This window comes from Paenibacillus allorhizoplanae (assembly GCF_927798215.1).
Lineage (GTDB): Bacteria > Bacillota > Bacilli > Paenibacillales > NBRC-103111 > Paenibacillus_E > Paenibacillus_E allorhizoplanae.
On sequence record NZ_CAKMMW010000038.1, the window covers coordinates 1 to 22,403 of the forward strand.

At 42.9% G+C, this 22,403-nt stretch carries 29 protein-coding genes; 3 read left to right on the forward strand and 26 right to left on the reverse strand.

The features are described 5' to 3' along the window. Window positions 1–237 precede the first annotated feature (237 nt). On the reverse strand, window positions 238–360 hold the full coding sequence (locus L6I86_RS35770) for a hypothetical protein (protein ID WP_276574929.1): 123 nt from the start codon (window positions 358–360) through the stop codon (window positions 238–240). A gap of 88 nt (window positions 361–448) precedes the next feature. Further along, entirely contained in the window at window positions 449–595 is a 147-nt protein-coding gene (locus L6I86_RS33405) for a hypothetical protein (RefSeq protein WP_236293050.1), read from the reverse strand. A gap of 118 nt (window positions 596–713) precedes the next feature. Between L6I86_RS33405 and L6I86_RS33410 the strand changes: the two genes are divergently transcribed. Further along, on the forward strand, window positions 714–1,157 hold the full coding sequence (locus L6I86_RS33410; protein ID WP_236293052.1) for a hypothetical protein: 444 nt from the start codon (window positions 714–716) through the stop codon (window positions 1,155–1,157). Window positions 1,158–1,202: 45 nt separating this feature from the next. On the opposite strand, the gene L6I86_RS33415 is transcribed toward L6I86_RS33410, so the two are convergent. The 10 genes from L6I86_RS33415 to L6I86_RS33455 all read right to left on the reverse strand — a co-directional run bounded on the left by L6I86_RS33415 (window position 1,203) and on the right by L6I86_RS33455 (window position 8,075). Next, window positions 1,203–2,078 (reverse strand): ATP-dependent DNA ligase, encoded by an 876-nt coding sequence (locus L6I86_RS33415; protein ID WP_236293053.1) that lies wholly within the window; start codon window positions 2,076–2,078, stop codon window positions 1,203–1,205. A 99-nt stretch (window positions 2,079–2,177) separates the two neighbouring features. Further along, window positions 2,178–2,729: a DUF3862 domain-containing protein gene (locus tag L6I86_RS33420; RefSeq protein ID WP_236293055.1), complete on the reverse strand. Its 552-nt coding sequence runs from the start codon at window positions 2,727–2,729 to the stop codon at window positions 2,178–2,180. A gap of 82 nt (window positions 2,730–2,811) precedes the next feature. Next, window positions 2,812–5,163 carry a type IV secretory system conjugative DNA transfer family protein gene (locus L6I86_RS33425; protein ID WP_236293057.1) on the reverse strand — a complete coding sequence of 784 codons (2,352 nt, stop codon included), beginning with the start codon at window positions 5,161–5,163 and terminating at the stop codon, window positions 2,812–2,814. Further along, on the reverse strand, window positions 5,160–5,378 hold the full coding sequence (locus tag L6I86_RS33430) for a hypothetical protein (RefSeq protein ID WP_236293059.1): 219 nt from the start codon (window positions 5,376–5,378) through the stop codon (window positions 5,160–5,162). Before L6I86_RS33430 ends, L6I86_RS33425 begins: the two co-directional genes overlap by 4 nt. A 5-nt stretch (window positions 5,379–5,383) precedes the next feature. Further along, a complete protein-coding gene (locus L6I86_RS35775) occupies window positions 5,384–5,518 on the reverse strand; it encodes a hypothetical protein (RefSeq protein WP_276574930.1) in 135 nt (44 codons plus the stop codon). Beyond that, entirely contained in the window at window positions 5,509–5,838 is a 330-nt protein-coding gene (locus L6I86_RS33435; RefSeq protein WP_236293061.1) for a hypothetical protein, read from the reverse strand. Before L6I86_RS33435 ends, L6I86_RS35775 begins: the two co-directional genes overlap by 10 nt. A 7-nt stretch (window positions 5,839–5,845) precedes the next feature. Further along, complete coding sequence (locus L6I86_RS33440; protein WP_236293062.1) at window positions 5,846–6,520, reverse strand: M23 family metallopeptidase; 675 nt, start codon at window positions 6,518–6,520, stop codon at window positions 5,846–5,848. After that, on the reverse strand, window positions 6,517–6,918 hold the full coding sequence (locus tag L6I86_RS33445; protein ID WP_236293064.1) for a hypothetical protein: 402 nt from the start codon (window positions 6,916–6,918) through the stop codon (window positions 6,517–6,519). Before L6I86_RS33445 ends, L6I86_RS33440 begins: the two co-directional genes overlap by 4 nt. 130 nt (window positions 6,919–7,048) lie before the next feature. Continuing rightward, on the reverse strand, window positions 7,049–7,288 hold the full coding sequence (locus L6I86_RS33450; RefSeq protein WP_236293066.1) for a hypothetical protein: 240 nt from the start codon (window positions 7,286–7,288) through the stop codon (window positions 7,049–7,051). Next, complete coding sequence (locus L6I86_RS33455; RefSeq protein WP_236293067.1) at window positions 7,278–8,075, reverse strand: ParM/StbA family protein; 798 nt, start codon at window positions 8,073–8,075, stop codon at window positions 7,278–7,280. The genes L6I86_RS33450 and L6I86_RS33455 overlap by 11 nt, the downstream gene beginning before the upstream one ends. A gap of 204 nt (window positions 8,076–8,279) precedes the next feature. Here L6I86_RS33455 and L6I86_RS33460 point away from each other — a divergent pair, with 204 nt between their 5' ends. Continuing rightward, window positions 8,280–8,498, forward strand: a complete 219-nt coding sequence (locus tag L6I86_RS33460; protein WP_236293069.1) for a transcriptional regulator — start codon at window positions 8,280–8,282, stop codon at window positions 8,496–8,498. A gap of 138 nt (window positions 8,499–8,636) precedes the next feature. On the opposite strand, the gene L6I86_RS33465 is transcribed toward L6I86_RS33460, so the two are convergent. Beyond that, the gene (locus L6I86_RS33465; RefSeq protein ID WP_236293070.1) at window positions 8,637–9,074 is read right to left on the reverse strand and encodes a YhjD family protein; all 438 of its coding nucleotides are present in this window, start codon (window positions 9,072–9,074) and stop codon (window positions 8,637–8,639) included. A 188-nt stretch (window positions 9,075–9,262) separates the two neighbouring features. Here L6I86_RS33465 and L6I86_RS33470 point away from each other — a divergent pair, with 188 nt between their 5' ends. Continuing rightward, window positions 9,263–9,934, forward strand: coding sequence for a stalk domain-containing protein (locus tag L6I86_RS33470; RefSeq protein ID WP_236293071.1), 672 nt, complete (start codon window positions 9,263–9,265; stop codon window positions 9,932–9,934). A gap of 61 nt (window positions 9,935–9,995) precedes the next feature. On the opposite strand, the gene L6I86_RS33475 is transcribed toward L6I86_RS33470, so the two are convergent. From L6I86_RS33475 to L6I86_RS33535, 13 genes are all read right to left on the reverse strand, one after another. Further along, window positions 9,996–10,217 (reverse strand): hypothetical protein, encoded by a 222-nt coding sequence (locus tag L6I86_RS33475; protein ID WP_236293072.1) that lies wholly within the window; start codon window positions 10,215–10,217, stop codon window positions 9,996–9,998. A gap of 119 nt (window positions 10,218–10,336) precedes the next feature. Further along, window positions 10,337–10,948 carry a glucosaminidase domain-containing protein gene (locus L6I86_RS33480; RefSeq protein ID WP_236293073.1) on the reverse strand — a complete coding sequence of 204 codons (612 nt, stop codon included), beginning with the start codon at window positions 10,946–10,948 and terminating at the stop codon, window positions 10,337–10,339. Between the two features lie 5 nt (window positions 10,949–10,953). After that, window positions 10,954–11,700: a C1 family peptidase gene (locus L6I86_RS33485; RefSeq protein ID WP_236293074.1), complete on the reverse strand. Its 747-nt coding sequence runs from the start codon at window positions 11,698–11,700 to the stop codon at window positions 10,954–10,956. Beyond that, the gene (locus tag L6I86_RS33490; RefSeq protein WP_236293075.1) at window positions 11,697–12,161 is read right to left on the reverse strand and encodes a phage holin family protein; all 465 of its coding nucleotides are present in this window, start codon (window positions 12,159–12,161) and stop codon (window positions 11,697–11,699) included. The genes L6I86_RS33485 and L6I86_RS33490 overlap by 4 nt, the downstream gene beginning before the upstream one ends. Window positions 12,162–12,174: 13 nt before the next feature. Continuing rightward, a complete protein-coding gene (locus L6I86_RS33495) occupies window positions 12,175–12,966 on the reverse strand; it encodes an SGNH/GDSL hydrolase family protein (RefSeq protein ID WP_236293076.1) in 792 nt (263 codons plus the stop codon). A gap of 11 nt (window positions 12,967–12,977) precedes the next feature. Continuing rightward, window positions 12,978–15,272, reverse strand: a complete 2,295-nt coding sequence (locus L6I86_RS33500) for a fibronectin type III domain-containing protein (RefSeq protein WP_236293077.1) — start codon at window positions 15,270–15,272, stop codon at window positions 12,978–12,980. Between the two features lie 14 nt (window positions 15,273–15,286). Further along, on the reverse strand, window positions 15,287–15,610 hold the full coding sequence (locus L6I86_RS33505; RefSeq protein ID WP_236293078.1) for a BppU family phage baseplate upper protein: 324 nt from the start codon (window positions 15,608–15,610) through the stop codon (window positions 15,287–15,289). Window positions 15,611–15,949: 339 nt separating this feature from the next. Continuing rightward, complete coding sequence (locus L6I86_RS33510; protein WP_236293079.1) at window positions 15,950–16,543, reverse strand: DUF4376 domain-containing protein; 594 nt, start codon at window positions 16,541–16,543, stop codon at window positions 15,950–15,952. 15 nt (window positions 16,544–16,558) lie between these two features. Then, the gene (locus L6I86_RS33515) at window positions 16,559–17,443 is read right to left on the reverse strand and encodes a pyocin knob domain-containing protein (RefSeq protein WP_236293080.1); all 885 of its coding nucleotides are present in this window, start codon (window positions 17,441–17,443) and stop codon (window positions 16,559–16,561) included. Beyond that, window positions 17,444–17,854 carry a hypothetical protein gene (locus L6I86_RS33520; protein ID WP_236293081.1) on the reverse strand — a complete coding sequence of 137 codons (411 nt, stop codon included), beginning with the start codon at window positions 17,852–17,854 and terminating at the stop codon, window positions 17,444–17,446. Continuing rightward, the gene (locus tag L6I86_RS33525; RefSeq protein ID WP_236293082.1) at window positions 17,854–19,428 is read right to left on the reverse strand and encodes a hypothetical protein; all 1,575 of its coding nucleotides are present in this window, start codon (window positions 19,426–19,428) and stop codon (window positions 17,854–17,856) included. Before L6I86_RS33525 ends, L6I86_RS33520 begins: the two co-directional genes overlap by 1 nt. 12 nt (window positions 19,429–19,440) lie before the next feature. Beyond that, window positions 19,441–19,797: a DUF6711 family protein gene (locus tag L6I86_RS33530; RefSeq protein ID WP_236293084.1), complete on the reverse strand. Its 357-nt coding sequence runs from the start codon at window positions 19,795–19,797 to the stop codon at window positions 19,441–19,443. Between the two features lie 12 nt (window positions 19,798–19,809). Then, window positions 19,810–22,362, reverse strand: a complete 2,553-nt coding sequence (locus tag L6I86_RS33535) for a phage tail protein (protein WP_236293085.1) — start codon at window positions 22,360–22,362, stop codon at window positions 19,810–19,812. Window positions 22,363–22,403 lie beyond the last annotated feature (41 nt).

The window sequence follows — 22,403 nt, forward strand, 5'->3', positions numbered from 1 at the left end:
CATTTTAACTACCTCCACATGTTTAGATTATTAAAAAATGAAGTCACAAAATGGTGACTTATGGATAATACTAAATCTTGTTCGTATTTTTTGTCAATTAAGATTTGATAAAGAATTCTGAATATTTTTGGTAGACAAGCATTAATTTAGTTGATATTATATTCTTGTACCGAAAGCATCGGACAACGAAAAAGCCCTGAGGGAAAGCATCCCCGAGGGCTTTTTTTCATTTTTAAATTACTGATTTTTGTGTTTCTTTTTTTCTCTGCTGCCATTTTTATTAGGTTTGTTATCGTCTTGGTCTTTAGCGTGATTCTCTTGTTGCTGGTTTGATTGGTTTGTATCTGGTCGTCTAGTCATGGATATTAGCCCACCCATCTGAGTTATTGAAAACATAAATATTGTACTCATCTAAGGGGTAATATAAGCAACCACTTTGTACCAATTATTAATTATCATCAAGCAACAAATATGCTTCCATCTCTATATCAAAAACTATTACCTGTCCTGCATCGCTATAAACCATGTCATTGACTTCTGAAACAATCAGTGTCTTCTCTTCGCCAGTCTCCCTATGTTTAACTCGATATTCCAATTTCTCATCCCCTAAACTGCTTTAAACAACTTTTATTTGGATTATTAAGTATAACTTAAGCCTCTTTTATCAAATTATATTGTAGGGTATATCACCCAATCAAAGGAGGAGAACCAAATTGAATAACCAAAATAGTAATCAAGACAAAACTAATCAAGTCATTGACGCAGCAGCTCAAGCAGCAGCTATCGCTGTAACACAAGCTACAAACGAAGCATCGACTTCTTCTCAAGTTTCACAAGTTTTAACTTCTAATGTAACTACTCAAGCTCAAGCTCAAGCTCAAAAAACAATTAACCCTCATCAAACAGCTCAACAAGTTGAGCAACAAGCTCAGCAAACAATTCAGGAATCTCAACAATTAAATCAGCAAGTGACACAACAGGCAACGCAAGCGCTTGAAACTGCGGCTCAAGCGGATCAATTAGCACAACAAGCTCATCAGCTCGCTGCTTCAAGTGCACAACAACTACAACAAGCAGAACAAGAGCTTCAACAAGCACAAAAAACTTTACATCAACAAGACCAGTCTGTTTCTACAACAATTCAAAATCTATCATAAAAACTTAGAAGTTCCCCCTTCTTCCTTAGACGAGGGGGCTTCTTTTTATTTAACATCTAAAAACTCCTCGAACACTGGCAGCCGCATTGCACCGGACTTATACCAATCTCGATACTTTACTTTGCAGCGCACAACCGGCTGCACATAAACATGATCCTTGCTCTCTCCACTTTTGTATGCCTGAAATACTGGCCACATTGACTGGCGGGCTGAAGGAGTTATTCCAAGTTCCATAGCACCGATCGGACGGATCCTTTCACCATCCGGATAACCAAGTAGCCACGAATGATCCTTCTTGCTATAACCGGTTATATACACTTCCGTCCTCTGGTAATTGATAACCTTTTGCCAAGACCAGGAGCGAATTGATTTCATCGATCTTAGATCCGTTTCGTACCTCGAATTCTTCTTTTTTAGCACGATGCCTTCAAGACCATGCTGACAAACGATCTTAAAGAAGTCTGTTGCATTGCCTTGTATTGGCCGAACGATTCTATAATGTTCTGTCTCTGTGAGTGTTTCTTCAAGCAGCTGCTTACGGTGCTCTAACGGCATTCCTGTAACATCTACGCCGCGGTGGTACAAGATATCAAAAGCCATGAACACAACTGGTTGCCGATGTTTACTTGATCTGAAACCCGCATTCGTTGCCTCAAAATCTGCGCGGCCCTGGTCATCCAGAACTACCATTTCGCCATCTAGGACAGTTCCCTTTGGGATCGGCGGATTGTGTAGTTCTGGATATTTAGCCGTTGCATTCGTGTTCTTGGTATATAGATTTAATTCATCCATGTTTGAAACTATTAACCTGATACCGTCCCATTTAAGCTCTGCACACCAATTAGACTCTGCAGATATGGAAGGATCATCAAAAGGTTCATTATTTCTGGCATATTGGAGAAGCATTGGAGGAATAAACATTATCTTCATCACCCATAATAATGTTACACCTTAGAGATACCCATGACTAATGGGACTTGAAGGAAAAAGCCCGAGACCACTTCCCCCCTCGGGCTTACATTATTTCAAACCTATTTGTGCTTTATTAATAAGTTTTTCATTTTGAAACATCATATTAGAGTTAGCTCCTAAACTGCCTTCACCTTTATACATATACATTACCGTATGGATATCCAATCCAGTTCCACCTTTAGTTCCAGACTCCGAAAGAACCTCTCCAGGACCACCAATAATTTTACTTACTTCATCGTATGTCATACCAGTCTTTATCGCATCAAACTCTTCTTTAGAGATAGATTCTTTGTTTTTAGGAGTCGGCTTTGGTGTGGGTACAGGAGTTGGAGTCGCTGGCTTCGGGGTTGGAGTTGGTGATGCTTCTTCTTTCTTAGCCTCAATAACTGAAGGTGTCGCCGACGCTGCTACACTGACCACTGGAGCGGTAACTTGTTTGTCTGCTGCTTTTTCACCAACCATATTCCCGATAACCATAAGAGCCACAAGTGTGGCCCATGTGGTTCCAAAAATTTTACCAGCAACACCGATTTTCTTCCAAAAAGCAAATATCATTACATAAGGAACGATTATCCAACCCAATACTTTTAGTGCTTTCAACTCATACTCCCCCCAATTGATAGTAGTAATTACCTATTCACTGATTATATACAGTACCAATGTAACGGTCTAGGAATATTTCCTAATTAATGGGTTTCGGAAGTTTCGTAATAAACCTTGCATAACCCTCTTTACTCTTTAGTAAATTCAAACTTTGATATCTAGGAAGTTTCAATAAATCTTCCTCTTTATACGGATGAAGCTCGCTCTCCAACTCAGAGAAATTCTTCTTGTCACAACCACTTATGAGCATGTAAGAAGCATTTGCACTCCTTAGCTCGTCGCGTATGTGTTTGATTTGATTTAGGTAATGGGCACTAATAATAGGTTTGCAACCGAACTTCGCTAATCGACTCAATTTGTCGGAAAGAAACTTCTGCGTGTTCTCGACCTGGTATAACTCATCGATAATTAAGTTCACTTTAACCAATTTGGTGCGGTCGCCAATATCCTGCTCTCGGATCTGCAAGGCTAACCAGAGCTTTGTTATCCAATAAGTTGTATAGATATCTCGTTCCCCATCAGTCCCAAACATTGTCTCAGGCATACGTAAGCATATGAGCTGTGGTTTCTGTAACTCCTTCACCAGATCGATATTGCCGGCAGTGGACTTCTTCAGCATCGCCTCCATATACGTATTGGCTTTGAGTTTATTTAGCCGATCGATTACACCAGTGATTAGATGTTCCTTTGTACCGACTATCTCAGGTGGTGCTTCTTTTTTGCCCTCCTTCCACTCATCCAATTCATGCAGGCTGCTGATATACTCTGTTAAGTTTTCCTGTTGCGATGCCGGTACCCGCTTAATAAATTGCCCACGTGCCTTATGATCCTGTAACACGCCGAACACATCCCGTATGCTTCCTCCAGTGATAAACACCACTAAGGCCGCGCTTGTAAGGTATCGCTCCATTTTCGCGCTGAGACGTGTGTCATCGGCATTAATGCTATTAATCAGTGACATAAGCTGCGTAGTTTGTTTCTTAGCGTTATCATACTGGCGAAATGGATCTGCACTTAGCCCTACTTCGTTGTATCCGAGCCCTTGCATCTTTGTTGGATCTTCGCAGTCGATTACTAATCGCTGGGAAGCAGGGAAGAGTGCGGCAACCTCGCTACTCAACTGACAGCTACCAATGTAATCGAAGATAATGACGCACTCCCCGACCACTATTGCGTCTCTGCTAAGATTACCAATTAGAGTCGATTTACCTGCCCGAGTGGGCCCTATTAAAACTAGAGTTAAATTCTTATACTCCTTGTCATTGCTAAGAAATGCTTGCTGGTCATTACCTCTATATCGATTTATCCCCACGCACATTACTCCTTCCTGTAGGTCCTCAGGAACCTCAGTTTCTTGTGTCTCTACACGCTCAATAAAGTTATGCTGCTCTAATAGATCGCGCCCGGCAATTGATATGAAACTTTGACATTCTTCATCTCCAATTTTGTTCACGGAGGCCCCACGCAATAATCTGTCCGTGTATTTAAATTCTCCCTTGTATGATCGATGAGTTAATTCGTTATCTTCTGAAATTGTATCGAACGTCCGCGCCAGGCTCTTTGCATTATTGCGCTGCCGTAACGTATCATCACTTTTACTCATTACAATAATCTGGGTATCAAGAATGTTTGCGGTAGCTTTCCGCTGTGTGCTATCGCTTATCTTGATACAACCATTTAGACGCTCTAGAAGCGATTCTAACGGGCTTTCGCTATTAACCTTCTTAGTATCTGAGAACACACTGGTTACTGCGTCAACGGTACCTACTAGGAATGATACTGCCATCTTGAAGACATAGCTGGTGCCTAACTTATTTCTATCAACCGGTTTCTTGCTCTTCACTTTTTCAATCGTGTGTTTATAAGTTGATCTCCAACTAAACTGCGATGCTGGGATGAAGTTATAGAACACCCCAGCTCGATCTCCATCTTCCATAACATCCACCACATTCAATGTCGAACGCAGCAAATCATTGTCACGACGATCTACGTTGAGGCTCAGCGCGTCCTCTTTCGTATAAGCAAGCTGATACCTAGTTGCGTCTTTCCCAAACTCAGGTAGGCTATCTACCTCTTCTACGGTGATACTGGTCCATACATCGCCTATCTTCTCTTTTATGACACTGAGGTGCTGCTTGGGTGCAATAAAATAAAACTCAACTTTCTTCTTTTCAATGTAGATGAAATAGGATACCTTAGCCGAAGTCTCGAGCGAAACCTTCGTTGGGATGAAGAACTGCTTACCTAGAATGCGAGTCGCCATGACTTCTTCTTTCTTAATGTTCTCCAACACATTTTTGTAAAGAGATGCTATGGCCCGAGCGATCTTATGCGTGTTGTTATTTCGAATGGAGTTGTTTGGTTTTAGTTTGAGGAATACGTACTCGGGCCGTACTATGCGGATTGCATCGCGAAGTGATATTTGACTCATGCTTTATTCTCCTGGATGTAGCGAAACATGTCATAAGCTATGTTTAAGTTCCCACTACCGATGAACACTAAGAATTTTTTAAGATCATTCGATGATAAATTTTCCACCATTGTTTCGATAATGACAGAAACCTCTTCGATTTCTGCAACTCCCTCTTTGGTATAAAAACTCAAAATCATTGGAATCTTTTCCTGTGGAATAATATTAGATTTCATTTCGCTCACCCTTTCGTTATCCGATGCTTTAAATATGTTGCAGCCACATCAATTCCTGATGTGACAAGTTTAATACCTGCAATGTAGGGTCCGAATTTCAAAAACAGCGCAGCCGCTGCTGTTAGTCCGGTTATAAACATCCTACACCTGTCTCCTGAGCTTTTACTCCTGTCAATTCCAAGCACTCAACGTCAATCCAGATAGTTTTTCGAAGTTCCATATCCCATAAGAAAATGCTCACGTAACAAACTTCATAATGGAAAAAACGCTTATACCACACACGACGAATAACACCGCGTTCCCCATTGTACTTCTCCCATTTTCCATCGATGCAATCATAAATAGTAACGATTTCGCCAGCGTTTACTTCTGTGCCCCTTTGCCGATACAACGTCATGCCCTTGAATAAATGATTACTTACTAGTGCAGAGTACCCATTAGTGTTCAATTTAAATTTCACCTTTTAATCACGCTCCTGCTGCTAAAAATTTAATAAACACATAAGCCACAGTAAGGATTCCAGCCCACTTCATACCTTTATCCCAACCAGCAACATGAAAAATGATACACATACCTGCACCGATCAATCCTATGCAATAAGATAGATCAATTAAGAGATCACCTACACCTTGGATGAAGCCTAACGCCGTATCATATAACACTGAACGAGCGTGTTCTTGTACATTATCCTGTGCTTGGTTGTAGGACTTTTCAAGAACCTTCCCGAGTATGCCGAGGTGTCCTCCAGCCTTTGGAGCAGCATCTGTAGGATCAACAAAGGCTCCTACTTTATTGACGAGTCCAATATGAAGATGTGGACCAGTGCTGAAGCCTGTAGATCCTGACAATGCAATACAATCACCCGCATGAACGCGAGTACCTTCTTTAACAATTGTGTTATCAGACAAGTGACCAAAGATGTACTGATAACCTGCCTTGGTTTTGATAAACACCGCCTTCCCTAAAGATGAATCGCCGTAGTCCGCAATGCGGGATACGATACCACCTTCAGGAGCGTAGACCTTACTACCAATTGGCATTGCAATATCTACACCGGTATGAGGTGTTTTGTGAACTGAATCGATACTACCGAATGGTGCTGTGATAACTCGGGGAACTATTTTAAAACTTAATGTTGTCATGGAGCTGATACCTCCATTTCAGTGAACAACTTCTCAACTTGGTCAAACGACCACGGCAACGCCAAGAGCATGAAGAATGTTAAAATGTAACCAAAAGCCCTAGTTTTAGCACTTGAAAAGTCTCCCTCTGATGCTGATTTTATGGTGTCGATAGCGCCTTTGATAATAATGATCCATTTACCAACACTCAGGATTTGTTTGTAAATTTTTCTTGCACCAACATCGATACCAGTTGAAGCATGAGTGGATCCTGAGAAACTGACAAACAGAATTAACGTTGTACCTATAACACGATATTTAATTTTGTTTCTATTCAAGTGAGCAAGTAACTTTTGCATCACTGTTTCCTCTTGCCAACCGCAGCGGACGAAATCAGGGATGCTCATGGTGTGTGTCATACAGCATCAAGCCCTCCCTGTTGTGATGATTCTGACTGTTGTAATTGCTGCAATGACCATAGTAAGAGCTACCGAACGCGTACGGCTGCTCGTCGCATAGAAGCCTACGAATGACATATCAAACACCTACCTAAAGTAATTTTGAGTAACCTTGCTTTGACTCTTGAGGGATAGGCTGATGTACAACGTTGGGTGTAAAATACACACCTTCGTTCTGCATGCACCATTCCAGTTTATCTCTCACAAAAGAGGCGAAGTTCTGTGCTTCGAAATTATTAGTGCTGCTTTCTATCCAATCCCAAATACGTTTCTCTCTTGCGCTGCCTGGGTTAAACACCGCAGGCTTCCGGATATAACTCTTAACGGCCATAGATTTCCACCGCAGTTCTGTAGAGTGCTTCCGCATCTAAGAACACGGGATTTTCCACCACCTTCGCCAAAGGATAAAATTGCTTCAGATGCTCGACGATCTCCGCAGCTCCCCCACCCCCAAGCAATACCTCATCATCTTTCTTCCACTTCAATGAACCTGTTTTACCCGCTATAGCTCTGGCCATCTCAAAACGATCCTTGCTTTTTCCGGACTCTGTACCAAAATCGAACGTGTCACTTTCCCGGCCAATCTTCTCCTCGTCTCTAAATGTAATTGCGTTCACCGTCCGGCTGCCGATGTTTAACCCTCGGATCGTCTTGCCTGGCTTAGCATGCTTATAAAACCCGATTCCCTCCGGTGCCACTCGGCAATCATCGATCAAAAAGACTTTGATATCTCCATTAAGAGTTAACTTCTTCATCCCCAATAACATAGCTCTCAATGCCGCCTTATCACGCTCATGGCAGTCTATGGGAAGATTCGTAACCATCTTTACCCGCCCAGTTCCCGATACAGCCTTATGAAGGGCAATCAGGTTTAAAATCACGGTATCCTCATGCAGTTTGCTCTCGGTCATCATCGACTCTCCGTACTCTGCCTCCCTGATAGCTAGCGTCCCCGCAGTGAACTTCCTTCCCTCATAGCTACCGTACATATCATCACTTCCCTTGGAATCACCAAACTCTAATTCACGGGACTCCCCAAGGTTTGAATAGAACTCGAAATTACCTGTAGCATGCCAAACCTTTACTTTATAACGCCCAACATCGATTCCAATATTCATCTGCATCACGCTCCTGTTGTTAAGTAGTTATGAACTGTCCAAGCACGTTAATGTGCTGTTGTGAAAAGGTTGTGAAGCAGTTCATAACTCGCTTGATGATATAGGTTATGGCCTATGCTTGGGCATGTTTCCACATTTATTCACTTATTCCGCATAAATGTTGAATTTCTTGTCCATCCTTGTAGTAAAAAAGGAGTGGATGAGATGTTCGGAATTGGTAAGCCGCGCACAAAGTTTGGGAAGTGGATTGACTCGAAGGGGATTTCGCAAGAATGGATTGTCAAAAATTGCGGGATTGATAAAAATGCTGCTACACGAATATGTGGTAATTCGGATTACAAGCCAAATGGAAGCACGAAAGGAAGGGTGATTGCGGGGCTTCGAAAGAACGGGCATGGTGTATATGAAGAAGATTTCTGGTAAAACGCAAAAAGCGCGCCACCGGATCTCCTCCGATGACGCGCCGCGGTCAAGCTATTATATTAGGATGTAATCTGGCCACTGAGCCGGGGGCGATTCTACCCCCAGCATATGCGAGAGACAACATGAATAATGCAGGTCCTACTCAAAATTTACAAATAATTTTTGATCCACATTTTGACTCTTCTTTTCCTCAACTTCCAAGAGCGCCTTATTGAACTTACTCTTATCCAACCGCGCTACATATTTACCAAGGGATCTAGACATCTCCGCTTTTACAATGCCCTTCCAGTATGATACGTTCTCCACTTTTCTTCGAACGTATATGGTGTAATCTAACGATGGACCGAATTTATCCTTTTTCACTATTTTTATATCCGCGGCCTTAAGTCGTTGCTTTACCTCAACATGATCAATGGTGATCATATCACGCAGATCTTGGAACTGGCTTTTGTGAATGTGCTTCAATGGCGTAGAATCGGGAAACCATTCCCATTTGTCAATTAAATCGAGCAGTAAGGGCAAGACGACGCATATGAAGATGTCTTCCATTTCTTTTTCAGATGTAATTTCACTCACCTCGAATTAAGAACATTTGTTTGCATTTATTATATACCGACATCATAACTTCTATGCAAGCGAAAGTTTTTGGAAAGAGAACACATTACCGAACACGAGATAAATGGAAATTTAATGAAACGAAATGATAGGAATAGGCGTAGGATTAGAGAAATGAACTGTGACATGATATGAGGAGGAATTTACTTTTGAAGAAGAAATTATTAATCGCGCTAGGACTATCGGGGATTATCGCTGCTTCAGTTGCTGTCGGGGCTTATGCGGCATCGGATATTAAATTATTCATAAATGGGAAATTGATTAATGCGGATCTTCAAATCGTGGATGGATCGAGTTATGTTCCTTTGCGAGTTGTTTCGGAATCACTAGGGGCAGATGTTAAGTGGGATGGGGATAAGCGGGAAATTAGTATTTCTGCTAAAGGATTTGATCCAAATTCAGCGATTGTTACTCCTTCGAAATCTTATAATGTTAAAGTCAATGTCACTAGTGGACCTATGACTATGGATATCTCAAAAGTTACTCTTGACCCAGCATATAAATCGAATCAATATTCTCAGCCAATTAAAGCTGTGGTACTTGATGTTAAAACAGAAAACACATCGAATGAGACGCTGAATTGGTATGTGACACAGGATAAAATTGTTACAAATACAAAGGAACAAGTCAGTGGCTATTTGTACTCCGAACAAGTAGATGGAGAGTTCATTGGCAAGGTTGTCAAAACAGGTAAAATTGTCTTTGAAATTAAAGGAGACCTCACTTCGATAACTAGCTTGAATTATGTAGTTGAAGGACCTTCTGATAAGAATTACAAACGCGTCGGAGAAACCAAAACCACAGAAATCATTTTAAAATAAAAAAAATCCCCCATTAGCCATATTTGGCTAAAGAGGGATAGGCAAGGAAAAGTTTCCTGAGCTAATTTCTTATCAATTTTAATTCGTTTTCAAGTTTTTCAATACGTTTCAACAGTTCCGGTTCTCTCTCAAAAGAATCAATCGCATGATAAATACCACTATTACCTTTTTTACACGTCGTAAATAGCTCGAAAGTTAACTCTCTTAGGTGATCGCATAATAATTTGTGACCATCTTTCTTCTCTTCGCCAACAGATTGTAGCTTTGAAAGTAATTCGTTCATTTGATTGCCACCTTTAACCGAATTGTTTGTTCTCATTATATGCGAACAACATACGAACACGCAAGCCGATAAAAACAAAAATAACCCCCGCCAGCCATTACGGCCAGTGGGGGATTCGTCTATACTTCGATCTTTCGATCAATACGTGCATCCAACACAGTATTCAGGAAAGCGAGCTCAGTCGCTGTCAGTGTTCTATCCTTAATCTTCTGCATCCAATCCCAGTCCAGTTGGTCTACATTATATGCTTTTCCCATTACCTGATATAGCATATCCCACTGCCATTCTTCTAACTTCATCGGCACGTCTTCCTCCTCCTCCAACACATAACCCGCTGCTTTATTATCGTTTAGCCTGTCGATCAGCTTTTCAGCATACTTGGGATCCACTGCCCAACCTCGAGCAGCTATCTCTCGAATCTGACCTTCCTCAGTCTCTTGCAGCTTTACATTGGCGTATCGGCCATTCTTCTGAATGAAGTCCACATACCCAATAACTGGATCGTCATAGCGAATGTAAGAACCACCTTCAGCCTTTGGACGCGCTGTGCCACGAATTGATTCTGGCATGTAGCTTTGCCATGTCTGCCCGGCTATATTGTTATTGTTCACGAAATTTGAACTTGTGAAGTGCCCTGTTTCAAGCTGCCACTGTGCCAGGATGACTGTAGGAAACCAGCCGACTTGCTCACTGGCCTCCTTCGCCTTTCTCCACCAATAATTGAGATCCATCTACCTCACCTACCCGTCCACATATCCGAAACATACCTTCCGATGAATTCCATGGGTAAATAAAAATAACCCTTATCTCCCCAATCAGGGCCCCAAGAGTTACGACAGATAATGTATTCTGTATTCCCAAAGTTTTTGTAACCCATGGCAAGGATGGCATGACCTCCAAGGAATTGCTCTTTATCTTTATCAGGCATCGGTACAACGCCTGTACGATCCACCTCAGCATTTTCGAAGCTGTCATATATTTCGATGCCCATAACTACAGGAGTGCCGCCAGATAAAGCTTCTTTGAGTTGTGCAACGGTCATGATGCGGTGATACTCGCTGATTTTGTGATAAGCTGCTGTGGCATAAGCATCTTTTGTTGGCGAGTATGTAAAAGTTGATTCCACATAGGGAAATGTTGATTCTCCAGCACAACCAATTGTTTGCAGGACCTTCATGCCATCTCTGATATATGCTCCCGAGTCATACCCTACAGTTCCCTCAATGTTCCTTTCTTCCCAGTAGAGGAATAGCCGAGAGTAATTAAAATAAGCACCAATGGCGCTATTCTTTTTATCGAGGAATGACAGGAAAGCGCATATAGCGTTAGCTGTGCACGATCCAAGTGAGCCCTGATCGAAAATCGCTGCAGCGTCGTGCTGCCGCAGGTCTACTTCATAAGGTACAGACGATAATCTGGAAGCGAAAAGACGATCCCGTGAATCATCTCTATCTCGTTTCTGAAGGTATTTTCTTTTCGTCATTGCTGCACATCCTTATCGTTTGCGGGAGCGTCACCTTTGCTTTTCAGTACCTGGATAACCTGCTTGACTTGGGTTGGTAATGGTAACCCTATCCGGCCATAATTCTCGGTAATACTAATCAATTCATTAGCCAGATAAAAATAAATGGACCCCGTCATAATGACATTGGAGCCAAGTAATATATCCATTCTATGGGCCATGACGACAACCACTGCCATGAGGAATTTCTTAAAAATACCGATAAATCCAACCTTGCTGCTTAAGCCGCTTTTCTCTTTAATGGATGCCCCAATACCTGTTACGTAGTCCACTATCATCGCCAACAAGAAGAAGCTTAACAACTCCGACCACCCCCCGAAGGAATATGTAAGTATTGCTCCGAGTACTCCTGTGGTAGTTGTTACTACGGCCTGTTGTGTAGTTGAAATCCCCATTAAATCAGTAAATAGTTTCTTGTACATACTCCACGCTCCCTTATAAGGTTAGAAGAAAACTGTATATTTTGCTTGCTAATATTGCATGTCCCTTGGTGTTCGGGTGCGTTCTATCACCTGTATGGGATACATCAAAACCCTTTTTAAAATAAGCATTGTTGATGAAGTCAATATTGGCGTTTAATCGTGAATTTTTATTCAAGTCCAAGTAAGGAATTGAGTAGTATTCTAGTGCTGACTTTAGTGCGGTTCCATATGATGCCCACGTTCCTGCACCTTTGTACTCGTTAAACGGGAAGGGAAGGATGAAGCCTAGCTTTTGAGTCGGATACTTTTGCAGCAATCCTTCACAAAGCACTTTCATAGCGCCGTAAATCGTTGAGGTGTCACTTGATCCGAATGTACCGATAGGAGTTGTTGTCGCATCTGCATAGTCATTGATACCGCCGAACACCGTTACTATATCCGCTGTATTGCTCATAGCGCTATATCGTTGACAGAAACCTTGACTATCGCTTGTTGCTGTAATCTTTGTGCCACCGATACCGTAATTCGTTACAGATATACCGTAATCGGCAGCAAGCCTTTGATGGTAAGTAACAACTTCAACGAGTGGCGTCGATACAAATTCATTATCCCAATAACTACCCTCTGTCACTGAATCACCCAATACAAGCCATTTCTTTCCTTGCAACGGGTTTCCTGATCCACTTCCAGATGGACCCGTTGGCCCCTGAGGGCCTGCCGGTCCTTGTGCTCCTTGTGGGCCTTGCGGCCCTTGAGGACCAACTGATCCTCCGCCGCCACTGCCTTTCTTTGTCCAGCCCCCCATTGAAGTCCCCCTTAAAGTGTGTTGTAGTTTTGTGTTAGCTCTGTTGTATTTAAAGCGCGGTTATATAAGTAAACGGCCTTCACATCAGAAGCTCCGTCTGCAACCTTAATTGTGGTGGAGTCCGCCGTACCCATTGATCCTGTGAGTGTTGCGGAGCCCTCTTGAACGTTATTAAAATACAGTCTCAACGCTGTCCCTTCACGTACAATTGCAACCTTCATATAGGCCGTTGGTGATAATGTATTAGGATCTGTTGTGCTTCTAATATCAACAGACGAACCCTGATAGAATGTGCCAGTGATTCTCCAACCACTGAAATCCTCAATCCAAATTCGATATTGTGAATTCCCGCCAAGATTGAACATTGAAATGATGTTCATATAAGCTTTGTATTTAAAAACTGCAAACAAAGTGAAGTCGCCTGTTTTGGGAATATAAGTCCCGTCGTCAGTAGCAGTCACTTGGCTCGTTAAGTTATCCCATTGATGGGTAAGTCCGGATGTTATCGGTCCTGATGCGGCAGCAGTTGATTTTGTGACCGTAACTGCTGTTGACCTATTTCCAGCCCCATCTACTGCGATGACCCTAATAATATAACTGGTGGATGCTGTTAGACCTGTAACCGTGTATGAAGTTGAGCTCGCATTAACTGCAGCACTCGCTACAGTGTAGGAAGACCCGCCATTTGATGAATAAGCTACCTCCTGACTCACCACATCTCCCGAACTCGATAGCGTCCAATTTACAGGTATAGAGCTTGCAGTCGCTGTCCCCGCTGTTAGTCCGGTAACTGGGTTAGGCGAAGTCGTGTCCGGTATATTGATTGTGTATACTGCTGTCTGCACTGTACTCACATTTCCAGAAGGATCTTTACCGAAGTACTTAATTGTTGCTGTAGCAGGAACCGAAAGGGCTACACTAAATACCGCGCTACTCTGTGTTGGAGTGCTTCCATCGATGGTATAATAAATAACTACAGCTCCACCGCTATTATCAGTCGCTGTCAAAGTAACGGATTGTGCAGAGGTGTATGTTCCTGCTGCTGGTGAGATTGAAACCACTGGTGAGGTGGTGTCCGCTACTGCTGAAGTCGTGAACGTTGTACTCGCTCCAGATGCTACATTCCCCGCCGCATCCCGCGCTTTTACAGTGAAAGTGTATTGAGTCGAGGATGTAAGTCCTGTCACGTTGTAAGTCAATGCTGAGACTGTAGTGACCAGAGTTGCCCCGTTGTAAATCTCATAACCTGTTACAGCTACGTTATCTGTTGCTGCACTCCAAGTAAGTGTTACACCCATTTGTGTGAGTGAGCTTGTTGTAAGACCTGTCACGTTACTAGGTGATGTCGTGTCCGCAGCCGGTGCGCTTGTCGTAGCGCCCACGCTCGTACCTGTAGCTGAGTTCCCGCTCGCGTCCTTTGCCTTAACCCAGAACGTATAGGCTGTAGACGCGGACAAACCATTCACGTTATAGGTGGAGCCTGTCACGTTGGCAAGGAAGGTCGATCCATTGTAGACATCGTATGAAGCCACATCACCAGATACTGATGCCGTCCAGTTCAACGTTAAGCCTGATTGAGTGATGTTGGCCGTCGTCAGATTTGTCACATTAGCAGGTGGCGTAGTGTCAGCGCTAGAAGATGTGGTGATGGTAGTCGCTGTCCCTGTGGCGATATTATCTGCTGCGTCCTTGGCCTTCACTGTAAAAGTATATTGAGTTGCCTGAGTTAATCCTGTTGCATTATAGGTCGTTCCTGTTACAGTAGCGAGTAGCGTTGGACCCCGATAAATGTCATACCCTACGCAATCATCCGAAACAGAAGCTATCCAATTAAGGGTAACACCTGTTGCTGTAAGTGCTGATGTTGTAAGATTGGTGACATTAGCCGGTGGTGTTGTATCTGGCGTCGGGACGGTGATTGGTACCCCTCCAATTGTCTGTAAGCCCTCCGCTCTCCATGGGACTGTACTATTGACGGTGACAACAGTGAACGGCTTGAATCTGCCCTCGTAAACTTCCCCAGCCTTCACGATTCGCGTTTTCCCGTCGATGGTAAATGTTAAACTAGCGGCCCCTGTTGTTCCCGGCTCGGAGTCGTTGCTGATAACTAACCCTGTCATCTCACTGGTGAATTCCTTAGTCAAGTTCCCCGTACCACCAAACGGTTCATCGGATACCTCAACCGGAACTTGCATCCGATAAGCGCCGCCAGCTCCCCTTATAAGTTCCCATTTCCCCTCTTCATTTAAAAACTGAGGAGGTGTAACATTGCCAATTTTTATCATTGGTTCAAATGTATCTGGCATTCTTATCTATCCCCCTAAGCTAAATCAGATTCAAAATTGATTAGTATATAACCTTGGTTTGGAAATGTCTCTGTGCTGTCATCCTCATAAGTAACCTCAAATTCGGCTTTCATCATACCGAGTGAAGTAACTTCATCCACAGTAAACACAAAGCACACAACGCCATTTTCTTGGTCAAGGACATCGGCTTCTCGATCTACCAGAACCGTACCTTTGATGTACTTCGCCATTATGAATTTAACTGTGGCTCCTGATAGATTAACCGGATTACCTCTCGGGCTTTTCAACACTGCTTTGATAGCGGTCCGGGTATCATTCCGCTTTATATTAAGTGCCACTATCCCACCTCTTTCCTCTCAATAACAACCTGGACAGGAGCAATGAAGTGTTGGAGAGTTTCGACTTTTACGAGCTCGACGTCCACATGATTTTGAATAGGTTCAATTTCAATGCTTTGGTCCAATTGGCTCCCCTCCCTCATCTCTCTCAATCGACTTGTAGCAGTGATCCTTTTGGAATAAGTCCAAAAATCTGCAAATAAAAAAGCACACTTTGCAATCAGTGCGCTTTCCCATTCTTGAGCTGAGTGTTTCGTCTGGATAACCACCTAAGAGTGTGTTGATTAGCTGGTCGATGGAGATTAACAGATTCCAGATGTATCTTTTCAATTATGCCACCTACCAGTGTATGGCGTTGATTTCTTCCGTTGTCTCAGCTGAAAGTACCTGTCCTTTTAAGGTCCAATACTTTCCGATGTTCGTGTTTTTATGTGACAAGCCTTGTGCAAAGACAGTCTTGAACTGATCAATAGTGTGTGTCTGAGGGATACCAGATGCTTTCCATACAACCGTACCGGATACGATATCCGCTGTTATTGCATTAAGCATGCCGCCGAGGTTGATCTGTGCGTCATAGTCAAAATCATATGTGTTGTCAGTACCGAGAGCATTCGAGGTGAAACCTGCAAGGATTGCCGCGTTACATGCTGCGTTGAGTTCAGAGATCTTAGCATCGACTGGAGAAATAGCATTTGGATCAGGAAATTGTCTTTGTTCACGTGACTGTTCCACATAATCGCCAGCATCTAAATCGAACAGGTAATGAACGTCTTCAACTGTACTATTATCAATACGAATCGTTTCTGTCTTCTCTGGGCTCATCAATTCGTAACCACGAATGTTATTCCCGTCATAGAGTACGCAGTAAAGTAATCCACTGGGATCTTCTTCTAAGTTATCGCCCAATAACTTGTACACGTTTGTAAATGACAACTGTCACGCCTCCTCCTATGATAAATCGTATTGTGCATTGTAACTCCATCCAGATGTGTAAGAAACGTTAGAACCATACATAGTCACTAGTAACGATTGTTTGAAAGTGATGTCGGCATAGTTTGAATACGCTGAAAGAATATTTCCATAGTTATCTATTGAACCGCTACTAACCAGACCATTTGAAAAAGTACTGTACAACACTCCATCTATAGTCACGGTTACTATCAAATCAGTACCATTGATGTTATTTACTCTAAAAGTTTTCAAACTACCCGCGCCCGTCACGTTTATAATGTTGTAAGTTACTCCGTAATTAGCTAATGTTCCTGATAATTTCCTTGAACTTGTAACTCCCCCCACTGGTCTCCACGTCCCTCCATTGTTCCATTCTAAATAACTCCCACCTGAGTTTATACGCATCTTTGCAGAGTCCCATACATACTGCCAAGCGCCCCATCCGCTTGTACTCTCTGTCCTCATACGGTATTTCCTCTGGTATGGCGCTAATACTTGTACAGCTTCTTGTATGATGTAACCCGTGTCAGCAGATGAATGAACCGTCAGTGTGCAATAATCCATACCCACGCCGTTTGTGTACGTCGCATCTGTACCGAGTAAATAAATGCCAGGGGCAATCGCATCATTTAAATTGGTTGTCGGTGGCGTTCTTCTCATAACTCCCAACGTTTTAGGAACTGCCGCATCAGCCGTTACATGAGCATCAGCAACACCTTGCTCTAACTTATTGAGATTAGCTGCATTAGCAGGAGTCCCCGCTTGCGTAACTGTACCTGGTGATGCTGTTAGAGTAACTTCTGTACTTGTCTCGCCAGATTTCGTGTATCTACTGGCGAATTGAACCGCCCTGTCTAGCCAAGTGGTTTTTGTGTAAGCCATCTATCCTAACCCCCATCCTTGACCACAATTGAAAGTGCCACAATATCTGTAACTCTGAAAAACTAACATACCCCAATCAAGCAGGCTTTTCGTATTCTTCTCCAGTCGATTTGCATCTGAATAATCAAAACCCTTCCCAACGATCCACGTTTCTTTAGGTAGGTAATCCGATGGACTTAGGAAAGCCAGCCTGATTGCGTCGAGATTGTTTTCTATGCGGTTAATGCTCGATAGAAAATCAATACTAAGGACTGTCCGTGTCGTGTTCGTACTCACTGGCGTAGGCACGTTGTACTGAATGCTAACGAGATAGTTTTTTAATTCAAGAATATTATTCTCAATGCGGTTCCAATCGGCGTAATTAATCCAATCATTATCAGTCCAATCTAACTTAGGAGTAATCCAAGCCATTAGTTAACAACTCCCTTGGCCTCTGTGCGCGCTTTAAGGCTACCAGTATAGTCGAGTTCAATCCTAGTCACATAGCCACTCATATTGTCACCATATGAGTTCTCAATGGACAATACATCATTTAGCTCAGTCGCAGGATTACCTTGCCATTTAATGCGGTATGTAGCCCTATATTTGAGTTGAGCAAAGATCCAGTTAGCCACGAAAGTAGCTCTGGATGAATCATTTATTAGCGTATTATTCTCGAGCTTTAGCGTGTCCCCCTGTGTATCTGTAGCCGAGTTCACACCAACGATGCCAAAGGTAGAAAGGTTAGTCCAGTACGTAACCTCTACGCGCTTCACAGCCTTGTCTAAGGCGATCTGAGGCTCATTGTACATATTGTCAAAGTCGGCTGTATCTACGGCTGCCCCGATCAAAGAAGGACTGCATTTTAGCGTGATGATGTTGTCTCGAGTTACGTAGATATTAGCGCAGCCTGCTATTGCGATCATTTGCAGAATGTCACGGCAGTTAGCCTTCTTTACTAGTGAGTTCGTGTTAATGGATGATAACGCCGAGTCAATTGAGTAATTCGTAATCGCGCAAAGAGTGAACATGTCTACCGCTAATTGATACAGTGTTTTAGTGGATGCCGACAAATTCTCGTAGTCGAAACTAGCCATTGAATCAAGGATTGTCCTAGCTGTGAATGATGCTGTCAGAGAACCCTCGTCACTTTGCCACTCCTGCAGTAGATAGTTTCCAATCTGCACGTACTCGATAACACCATTCCCAATATCGACACCGATCTCTCCGATAACCTGTTGCTTCTGTTGTAAGTACTTATAGAAACTTGTTGGATTCAAAATATTGAAAGCACGATCTGAATTATCTACTGCAAATCGGAACTCGGCCGAAGGAAGTTGACCTGAAAGCAGATCCATTTGCTCGATCAGGTTAATACTTATCAAGTTGTCGTCCGTGTACTGCTTCACAATCCCAAAATCAACCTCCATCACTCTTGCCCTACGGTTCGGCTTCGACCATTTACGTATGATGACCGAAACCTTCCTGTAGTTAAGTAGCTGCCCTAGAGGTGTTGCAATGACCTGTGTATTGCCCATGACTACTGTCGTCGCTATTACGGCGTTTGATGCATCATATGCGGTCATATCGAAGTCTGTTGCATATTCGCCCATGACTTGATCGAAGGTGATTGTTAGGCCAGCACTAGAGTGGTTTGAGTTGAAGTTGAATGTTATCGTTTGAGCAGTAGAAAAAACTCCTGAAGCATCACATATAACCGCACTGGACCACCCAAGTTCTCCGTTATTTGCTAGCGTGTCATCCGCAAAAGAAAACGAACCGTCCAACTTGAAACGGTCTTGTTCGAGTGTGGCGGTCTTGTATGATGAATTCCGAACCTTATTAATGAGTTGGGATTTGACGCTTAACGGAGAGTCAGATGTTGCCGTGATACTTGAAACGTCGCCCGTTGCTGTCGTGTCGCTGATATCAAATGTGACGCGTGCTTTGGTTTTTCTGTCGGGGGCATAGATCTTATCTTTGAATTTTTGAGATGTGCTTTGCACGCCGCTGCCCCCTTATTGCTCAATAATGTTGAACTTAAAATTTTGATATCTTGGAATTCCTTGAAGGAAATCATACATAGGAACTGTACGATCACCGGAATAAAACTTTTTAGTGAGAAAATCACCCTCTTCGGGGTCGAAGTAAGTTACATCAAACAAAAATGGTTTGACAGCTTTTAGGATCTGACTCATCTGCGTTACATCGAGAAACTTCCAAGATAGTTCGAGTTTTATTTTTGTTGCGATTAACTCACCGATCATCTTCCCATTCGTGTTCCTCTCCGCATCTACGATATCCTGGATGCCAACAGACAAATCAGAAGGGGTCGGCATATCAACCCCACCGATGTTTAATAATGCAGTAGTCAATAATGCCACCCCCTATGTTGTCCTAATCATTGCACCGCCTACGCGAGTAGTTTCTTTATCCATGAAAGGTGCGATGAGTCGTGCAAAAGTTGTTCCATCAATAGAAAGATTTACCTGAGCCACTCCACCACTTCCATTGTTGTTCGAGGACCTCCCAGCAGCAGAGACAGCCGCTTCCACAGCACTAGAAATCATGCTAGTTAAGTCATCTAATGGCGCCACAACTTCCCGCTGAGTCTTGTTGTCCCCAACCATAGCGAGGAAAGGATTGTTCACTCCTGTTATACCGCCCTGTGCCAACATTGGTATCTTCGGAATCTGCGGCACTCCAATATCAAACCCGCCTACAGTATTACCAGTGAATGGATTAGTGAACGACGGAATGCTGATTTTAATTTTATTGAAATTATCAATAAAACTGTTAATCATTCCGGTTATAGAGTTAATCGAATTTTTAATTGTAGACACGATTCCATCCCAGACGTTTGAAACAATAGTTGCAATGCCTGCTTGGAATTCTTTCGTGTTCTCACGGACACCTTCCCAAAGACCGACAATAATACCACGCAAAGCCGCTGCACCTACATTTACAACGCCTATCATTGAGTCCAAAGCTAATTTTAATATTCCGCTCAAACTGTCCCATACGCCTACTACCGTCTGTTTGATACCGCCCCAAAAAGTATCCCAGTCCAGAGTAAATATCCCTATGAAAATTTTAACAACGCCCATAATAATATCTAGGGCACCGCTAATGACTTGCTTAATATCCTTCCAAACCGTTTCTAATGCTGGCATTAATGCTTCAAAAGCTCCCTTAATACCTTTGATTAGTGCATTTACATAAGGCTCCAAGAGGAACCAGAGAATCTTCCACACATTAATTAGAGCTTCTGCTAAAGAAGGCCAGTACTCATTCCAAAATGAAGCGAGCTTTCCGAGTGTGTCCTTTATAAAAACAAACACATCAACAAATATTTTAGATACGGTTTGCCAAATTGAATTAAAAATAGCGGTAATATCGTCTCCCCATTTACCCCAGAAGACTTTAAGACCGCCCCAAATTTCTTTAGCTATTGTATCGATAAAATTAAAGGTACTCTCTAGGAAAGTTTTGATTCCTTCCCAGGTAGCAGTAATAGTTCCTTTTATTGCGTCTCCGTTTTTATCCCAGAACTTCTCAAGGCCATCCCATGCTACTTTAGCCGCTGATACGATCCAATCCCACGCAGCTGAGAGACTTTCTTTGACTTCCTCCCAAATCGCCTTAACTTTGTCTCTGAATCCCTCGTTGTTGCGGTAGAAATAGATGAACGCACCGGATAATGCCGCAATCCCCAGAACCAGAAGACCTATCGGGCTCAAAATAGCAGCGATAGCAGCGCCAATTCCTTGGAGCAAAAGGCTGACACTCTTAACTACTGCAAGTGTTGCAAAGGCAGTAGCAATACCACCAAGAGCCGCAATAATGATCTCCTTATGCTCAGTTATGAAGTCTGTCATTTCACCGAAAGCTTTTTTGACTTTGTTCGCCATTGCTTGGACTGCTGAAGATATTTTTGTTGTCTCATCTTCAATTTCACCACTCATACTTAGGCCACCTGAGTTCGTCGCTCCCACTGCTGCTGCATCATCTTTTTCATCATCTTTACTACCACCACCCAAACCATTGATTTCATCAAAGTTTGCGAGGGAATTTGATGCCTTTTTAGCTTTCTTGCCCGCTGCATCGAGAGAATCACCCAGACCATCTACAGCACCGCTTTGAGCGTCTATCGCTGATACTTGAGCATTGCCGGCCTTGATGTTTGATTTAGGAAAAAGAGCCCGCATAAACATCGCAACATTTTGAAAGGCCACTTCAGCAGCCCTAGCCATCTTCGTTAGCAAGGGTAAAGCGAGGTTTAGGATAGGCAGGAATGCTTGCCCTAATGCGAGTTTCGCGTCACTTAAAGCAGATGTGAATCCGCCTTTAAGTAATGCAGTGTTTTGAGCAATTTCCGTTCCGAAGTTAGCAGTTGTCGAATCCAAGATGTGATAGTAAAGAATTGTCTTTTTCATCTGCTCACTCAGTTGTTCCCAAGGGGCATTGTTCGCCATCTCTTTATATGCTTTAGATTGTTGGATTGAGGATACACGTACGTTGACACCAAGCTCATCCGCACCGTCTGCCTCTTGGTTCATCGCAGATCGCATACGGTCGGATATCTCGATTGCAGACATACCCGTTCTACTTCTAATGACCGCAGCCGCTTTGATCAAATCAGTCGTCTTTTTAAGTAGGTCCTGCTCATCTTTAGCAATGGATTTCAAGCGTAGAGAATAGTTGTTACCCATCTCTGCGACTTGTAATTTAGAAAACCCCATCGCATCGCCAACAGTGTTCTGCCATTTGATAAAATCGGTCATACTCTTTCCGAGAGTTTTACTAAGGGTTCCCATCAATGCTTCAAACTTAATTGCATCTTCTATAGCTGAACCGAGGCCCATACCAAGCGCTAATCCACCAAGTGCAGCAGCAAGTCCGCCAAGAGCCGCTTTCATTCCCTTACCAAAGTTTTTCATGCTATTTTGTGCGCTTTGCATTTCTTTCTTCATTTGGCTAA